The 6,956-nt window shown below is 62.4% G+C and carries 7 protein-coding genes; 4 read left to right on the top strand and 3 right to left on the bottom strand.

What is annotated here, in order from left to right; translation table 11 throughout:
- From BLT60_RS23890 to BLT60_RS23880, 3 genes are all read left to right on the top strand, one after another.
- Positions 1-180 (top strand): DUF2924 domain-containing protein (locus tag BLT60_RS23890; RefSeq protein ID WP_139167963.1); only part of this gene is annotated, 180 nt, incomplete at its 5' end.
- Positions 177-1,610: a recombinase family protein gene (locus BLT60_RS23885; RefSeq protein WP_244521432.1), complete on the top strand. Its 1,434-nt coding sequence runs from the start codon at positions 177-179 to the stop codon at positions 1,608-1,610. The genes BLT60_RS23890 and BLT60_RS23885, both read left to right, overlap by 4 nt.
- Positions 1,607-2,107: a hypothetical protein gene (locus BLT60_RS23880; RefSeq protein WP_244521431.1), complete on the top strand. Its 501-nt coding sequence runs from the start codon at positions 1,607-1,609 to the stop codon at positions 2,105-2,107. The genes BLT60_RS23885 and BLT60_RS23880 overlap by 4 nt, the downstream gene beginning before the upstream one ends.
- Positions 2,108-2,401: 294 nt before the next feature.
- On the opposite strand, the gene BLT60_RS23875 is transcribed toward BLT60_RS23880, so the two are convergent.
- From BLT60_RS23875 to BLT60_RS23865, 3 genes are all read right to left on the bottom strand, one after another.
- Positions 2,402-3,931 carry an FAD-binding oxidoreductase gene (locus tag BLT60_RS23875; RefSeq protein WP_210185678.1) on the bottom strand — a complete coding sequence of 510 codons (1,530 nt, stop codon included), beginning with the start codon at positions 3,929-3,931 and terminating at the stop codon, positions 2,402-2,404.
- A gap of 86 nt (positions 3,932-4,017) precedes the next feature.
- The gene (locus BLT60_RS23870; RefSeq protein ID WP_090881433.1) at positions 4,018-5,382 is read right to left on the bottom strand and encodes a GAF domain-containing protein; all 1,365 of its coding nucleotides are present in this window, start codon (positions 5,380-5,382) and stop codon (positions 4,018-4,020) included.
- Positions 5,379-5,942 carry a hypothetical protein gene (locus BLT60_RS23865; RefSeq protein ID WP_090881430.1) on the bottom strand — a complete coding sequence of 188 codons (564 nt, stop codon included), beginning with the start codon at positions 5,940-5,942 and terminating at the stop codon, positions 5,379-5,381. The genes BLT60_RS23870 and BLT60_RS23865 overlap by 4 nt, the downstream gene beginning before the upstream one ends.
- A gap of 540 nt (positions 5,943-6,482) precedes the next feature.
- On the opposite strand from BLT60_RS23865, the gene BLT60_RS23860 reads away from it, so the two are divergent.
- Positions 6,483-6,956 (top strand): hypothetical protein (locus BLT60_RS23860; RefSeq protein ID WP_139167962.1); only part of this gene is annotated, 474 nt, incomplete at its 3' end.

Here is a 6,956-nt window from a genome sequence, read left to right as displayed (position 1 = left end):
GGCACCCGACTGATCAGGGAGTTCAACGGCGTCGAGCACTGCGTCACGGTCAGAGGCGACGACTTCGAATATCTCGGCAAGCCCTATCGGTCTCTTTCCGCCATCGCCAGAGCCATCACCGGCACCAACTGGAACGGCTGGACCTTCTTCGGCCTCAAGAACCAGAGGGGGCGGCCGTGAACGCTCCGGTCCGTCGGCGGCAGGACAGATCGTCTCGCCCGATCGTCACCAAGCGCCGCTGTGCCATCTACACCCGGAAGTCCTCCGAGGAAGGCCTCGACATGGACTTCAACAGCCTCGACGCCCAGCGCGAGGCCTGCGAGGCCTTTGTCGCCAGCCAGAAGGCGGAAGGCTGGGTCCTGGTACCGGACCACTATGATGATGGTGGCTTCTCCGGCGGAACGCTCGACCGTCCTGCCCTCAAGCGACTGCTTGCCGATATCGAGGCGGGCCTTGTCGACATCGTCGTGGTCTACAAGATCGACCGGCTCTCCCGCTCGCTGATGGACTTTGCCAGGCTGGTCGAGATCTTCGACCGCAACGACGTCACCTTCGTCTCCGTCACCCAGTCGTTCAACACGACCACATCGATGGGGCGGCTCACCCTCAACATCCTGCTCTCCTTCGCCCAGTTCGAGCGCGAGGTCACCGGCGAGCGGATAAGGGACAAGTTCGCAGCCTCCCGCAGGAAGGGCATGTGGATGGGTGGCTGGGCGCCCTATGGCTACGACGTGGAGGACCGCAAGCTGGTCATCAACGAGACCGAGGCAGAGCAGGTCCGGCGCATCTTCGACCGGATGGCGAAAGGCGGATCGATCACGGCCATCGTCCGGGACCTCGCCGCCAGGGAGATCGTCAACAAATACGGAAAACGGTTCGACAAGGGGAAGCTCTACAAGCTCCTCAACAACCGGGTCTACATCGGCGAGGCTGTCCACAAGGGCACCGCCTACCCCGGAGAACACGAGGCCGTCATCACGAAGGCGCTCTGGGACAAGGTCCATGCCGCCATGGCGGTGAGAGCCCGGACCCGCGGTAATCGGACCCGTGCCCAGACACCGGCCCTGCTCAAGGGCCTGATCTTCGATTCCTCGGGACGGGCGATGTCGCCGACCCACACTCCGCGCAAGCAGAAGCTCTATCGCTACTACGTCAGTCAGTCCCTGATCCGGGATACAGGAACGGAGGCACGCAACGACGACGCGGAAGCAGACCCGGCCATCAGGCGGGTCCCGGCCGGCGATGTTGAAGCAGCGGTCATCGACCAGCTGCGTGTCCTCCTCCAGTCGCCCGAGATCATTGTCGCGACCTGGCGCTCAGCAAGGGAGAACCTGAGCGACCTCACCGAAGATGAGGTCCGCCGGGCCATCGGTCAGTTCGATGACCTCTGGTCCGAGCTCTTCCCGGCCGAGCAGGCCCGTATCGTCCAGCTTCTCGTCGACCGGGTGGACATCCAGCCCGACGGCATCGCCATCCGTCTCAAGGTCGGTGGCCTTGGTCGCCTGGTGAGTGAGCTTCTGGGTCCGGCGGGCAGCAGCCGAGCCGACGACCAGAATGCCAAGGTCAACGGGGCCAAGACGTCGGTCAGTCTCGGGAACGGAGTATCATGATCGAGACGGTCGTCGTTCCCCGCAGCAGCTCGCCGTCTGAACCAGTATGTGACGCAGGCACTCCAACCGACCGATCGGCCGACCCGACAACCATCACCGTCCACGTTCCCCTGACCTTCAAACGTCGCGGCGGCCGGAAATCCTGCGTCACTCGGGACGGCACGCCAGCAATGCCTCTCGCACCCCGCCCAGACAGTGTCCTGGTCAAGGCTCTCGCCAGAGCCTACCGCTGGCAGCGGCTCCTCGAATCCGGCACCCACGCCACCATCCAGGACTTGGCCGCCGCCGAGCGCATGAACCCCTCCTACGTCGGGCGAATCCTCCGCCTCAATCTCCTGGCCCCCGACATCGTCGAGGCCATCCTCGACGGGCGCACGCCGCCGGGCTTAACCGCCGAGGTTCTGGTGAAGTCGCTGCCATCGGCTTGGGGAGAGCAACGGCGCAGACTGCTGCCTCACCAATCGCTTGCAGCTTCCGAAGCTCATGCCCGCTTCTGACCCGATGCAGACATTCGCGGATGGACAGCAAATGTCCGAGATGGGCGGGCAGCGGTCGTTCGCTGCGGTCTGAACGAACGGCAACAACCGCGCCAATAGCGGAGATTGGAGTCTGGCCAGTGCCCCCACGCACAGCGCCATCATTCGACGATCCAGCGACCGCCGCATCGCCTCAATAATCCGTGGCAGAGTCTGACTCTAAGGCTTTCCAGGAGCACCTGAGCAGTCCGGACAATGGCCAAATCGCAACGGCCGATCAAACCGCAACTCTCCGCTCTCTCTTTCGTTTGCACGTCACGCCGGCAACACGTTTCGGTTCCGGCGTAGCAGGTTCTCCGGGTCGTACTCGCGCTTGACGCGCCGAAGCCGCTCCCAGGTCGCTGGCGGGTAAGCGGCGTGAATACGCTCGTCCGGATCAGTGAGCAGGAAATTAACGTAGACCCGGTCCTCCTCCTCTGACAGCTGGTTGATGCCCTCCATCGCCCAACTGTCGTGAAGGGACTGCTCGCGCGGATCGGAATAGATCGCAATAAACGAGAACATGACCCGGCTGCTGCGATGGGCAAATGCCGTTGCGTCGGCTGGCACGCGTGCCATCGCCCCGCCAAGCACGCGAATCTCCCCCAGTCGCATAGGGGCGCTAGATCGCTCAACCCGTTTGATGATCTTGGCGGCTTCGACTGCTCCAAGCACATCCATGAGCCGCGAGCGAACCGAGAAGGACGGCTTGTGACCTAGGTCCTCCATGTAAACGCTGCTATACGGCCCCGGTGCGATGAGATCGGCGAAAGGAGTGGCAAGCGCCCTGAAAGGCGCAATTGCTTGCTCGGCCGCCACCGACTCCCCAACATAAGCCATCATGCAGAGCAATACGGTCTTCCCGTGGACCTCGGCGGGGAGAAAAGGCAAGGGCGGCGCTGGCATCACCGATGCGATGGCGGACAACTCCTCCGGCGCAGCTTCCGCAAGGGCAACGAAGCGGCTCACTATCTCAGGCGTCGCCGGCAGGACGAGCGGCCCGCCGGTGAACGAGGGCAACGGATGCAGCCGGAATTTCCAACGCGTAACCACACCAAAGTTGCCCCCGCCGCCGCGCAGCGCCCAGAACAAGTCGGCGTGGTGCTTCTCATCGGCGATCAGAATGTCACCATTCGCGATGACTACCTCAGCGGCGACAACCGAGTCGATGGTCAGCCCATGCTTGCGAACGAGATAGCCTATGCCGCCGCCGCAGGTAATACCGCCGATGCCTACAGATGCGGTGTCGCCGAAACCGACGATGAGACCGTGCTTTTCAACGGCGCGCGTCACTTCCCCCGCGGTGAGGCCGGTACCTGCCCATGCGGTTCGACCGATGGAGTCGATCTCCAGCCCGTTCAGATCGCGCAGGTCGATGACGAGACCCGTATGGGTACTACTATGGCCACTGTGGCCGCCGCTGCGCACCGCGACCTCCAGACCAGTGACACGGGCAAAGTCGAGAGAAGCGGCGACGTCGCTAGCATTGGCAACTCGGATCACCGCCTTCGGCTTCGGGTCGTAGTTACCCGGCACGATCGCGCGGACGGAGTCATATTCGGCTTGCTCGGGAGTGACGACACGGCCCTCGAGTACGGAATCCAGCATCTTGAGTTGGTCTTCGAGAAAAAGTCGATCGCCAATTCCCGGTGTAAGATCCGTCGCGAAATCACCGCTCTGATGGAAATCCGGGAGCGCCTCAACGAGTGCGTGGCCGACGGCCTCCGCGACTTCCGGCGCAACGCGGTGCTCACTGTGTGAAACGTGGGGCCCCGCGCTTGTGGGGCGGTGGTCGAGTTGGGTCATAGGTCTGGTCCTTCATCGGCTTTGGTTGCCCGATGAAATACGCCCGACCAGTCGTTCATGCTTGCTAAGTGTTCCTGTAAGGAACGCTAAAAGTTTGCTAAGCTCTGCACGCCGCTCCTATCGATCTCTTCCAGGCTCACGGAACCTAGAACCACGAGACGGAAGCGGCCACGGCCGCATTTCTCGATCTGAATCGCGCTGCTCCGCTCCCGCAGCCGCCGTTGCAGTAGCACCAGGCGCGCTTCGAGGTTCTCGGCGTGCTCAGGCAAGCGCAGCGCTGGGTCAAGCCTAAGCTCGCGATTGGAGAACTCGACCCGACCGGACCGCACGCGCTCGCGAACGACCTTCCAAAATATCGCACCGGCCACGCCCTTGATTAGATAATCATGGTTGAGAAAGACGCTGTCGTCGGCTTGGTAATGACGAACGGCTACCGGGCTTTTCAGGGCGGCGGACCGAGGCAAGACGTTGTCCGTCGAGGGTGTCATTTCCCCCTGGACAAACGTGGCGAGCTCGCCGAGCCGATCGGCAACTAACGCAAGTGCATCTTCGTCGTCATAGCGAAACCGCATTGGCGCGACGCTTTCCGCGAAGAGCACTCCAAGTGTACGGCCCTGCGACAAAATGGGGAGCGCGATCTGACTCTCGGGAGCATCGAGACCAGGATAGGGGATCTCGGTGGCGTCAAGTGTAGTGAGGCCCTGGTCGCGTGCCTGATCGCGTATTGCTGTGCCGTAGCTGTACTCCGAAGTCATGTGACCGATTCGAATCGGCACGCGCTCTCGAGCGGCGACGCCGACGACACCGTCGCCGAGGGCAAGCTCAGATCCGATTCCGGATCGGTCGTACCCGTCCGACGCAACGATAAAGAGTCGACCGGCGACTTCGTCGAGCATCAGGATCATCATGTGCTCGATGCCAAAATGGTTGCGTATACAATCAAGCGTTCGGTCGAAGAGATCACCGAGATCGCGCGCGGCGGCAAGTTCGACGAAGGCGCGGCGCACTGCTGAGAGCAGGTTGCGCGAAGGAGGCGACATCAATTCGGCCGGTGCCGGCATCCGGACGACTGACCGAACCCGGCAGATGTCAGCGCCGCGCAGATGGAAAATTCCCTGCATGCCGGTGTGCGAGGCGATTCCCGCGAGCTTTGCCTTCATGCTCTCGAACACCGGTCCGTCGGTCTGAGTTTCCTCGTAGTCGAGGTCGAGCCTGAAGTCGACGAGGCCGACCGGGTCGTAAACGGAAACCGTCGCTGCTCGCGTGGCGACGAGATTACGGCGGGTTTTGTTGAAGAATTGGTAGGTCAGTGCCACTCGCTCATGGTCGACGTAGTGCACCTGCGAAATAATAGAGACATTGGGCACACCGTCGGCATCGCACGTGGCCAGGACGGCGGGCACGACACCCTCAAAGCAGTCGCGAATAGCGTCGAGGGCAAGTTTGGTCATGGCTGCAACGCGCTTCCGGCGTTTGGACCGGGGGTCTGAACGAAAGCGCTCTCTGGCACGAAGTCGACAGCGGCAAGCTCGTCCGGTTCGTACGCGCAATAGGCCGCCGCGAACGCCTCGCTGTAGCCGTCGTCGACCAGCTCAGCCCTTAAACCCGCGGTCTGGACGGCGACAGCTGCACCGTCCGTAGCGTCGACCGTGGAGAGAACAGCGCTGTCGGCCTTCAACTGGATCGAGCGGTGGGTCGACGGCTGGGTGAACGTCACGGCTAGGCTGGCACTCTTGCCAAGCGCCCTGAGGAAGGCGACATTCGAAGCCGTTCGGATTAGGACTCGCGCATGTCCGCCCCGGTTGATCCGGCAGGCAAGCCCCCGCCCCACCACCGGTCGGCCGTCGGCACCGCAAGTTGCCATCACGATGCTAACGCCGCTCTGGCAGAATTCGCCGAGCTCAGCGGTAAGAACGCCGTTGGCAAGCGTCGGACCGCTCCAGTTTCTTCGCGCGGCAAGTTCGTCAGCGGGCTTCGAGGGCCGGGAAGCGTTCGGCAAAGTTGCATCCATGGTCAAACGAGCCGAAGTGCCTATGGCTTACCACCATAAAGCTTTGGCCGGAAGCATTTGTCCTGGGCGAAGGGCGCCGGTGACCGGACCGACAATTGTCACACGCGGCCGTCAATTGCCCATCAGGCTTCGCCTGTCGGTGCAGGCTCTGCTTGAGCCTAAACCTGTTGCCATCCATCTCAAGGCGGGGATGAAATCCAAGGTGCTTTCTGCCGCGTTTTGGAACATCGTTGAAAGGCTCATGTTTCCGCGCATGGCGGATGCAGGAGCAACCCGACGGTGTCCGCTCCGGGTTAGGAGCCTTCATTGCCAGCCTAGCGGTGCAACGGCGGCGCGGGGCCGATTAGCACCAAAGACGATTTTGTGGCTTCGGGTGCAAAGCGGTCATTCGCTGCAACGTGAAGGCACGGCGGCTACGCGTGAATAGCTGCCATCAAGCGCCTGAATGCCATTCCTGCAGTGTATTGTCTGGGGTTGCAATGAAAGCTATCCTTTTGCCAAAAATGGGGGTTCGTCTGGGCGTGGGGGCACCCAAGCTGAATGCGCCTGCAGATTCTCCAGCGCCATCGCGGTTTCTATCCCCACTTCTTTGAGGGGGACTGGCTGGTTGCGTCTCATCGCAACAGCCTGGTGCGGAGTGCTGATCTGGGACGGTCCTGGCAACTGCTGGGCACCCTGCATACCGATTGGCGGGCGTTGGCAGTGAAACTGCGGCTCGTCGATCGCTTCGTCCAGCTTTCCATCTCAAATGCCGCCCGGCTGGGCAGCGGCGACATTTTTGCCATAGTCGGGCCCACTCAGTGGGTGCTGCCCGCTGGCTCCCGGCAATTCCGCCGCGTATGGGGGTCACCCGTGGACTACAGGCCCCTCCGCCGTGGCCTGATGGTAGATCAGGCCGGCGCGGTACTTATCGGCGACTACCGGAACAATCGAGGCGAGGACCGCGGGCGCGAGATTCGCGACGCAGTGAGCGTGCACCGCTCCACTGATCCCCTGAGCGGCGTTTGGGAGACA

This window comes from Bauldia litoralis (genome assembly GCF_900104485.1).
In the GTDB taxonomy this organism is placed as follows: domain Bacteria; phylum Pseudomonadota; class Alphaproteobacteria; order Rhizobiales; family Kaistiaceae; genus Bauldia; species Bauldia litoralis.
This window is presented reverse-complemented; position numbering and strand designations above follow the sequence as displayed.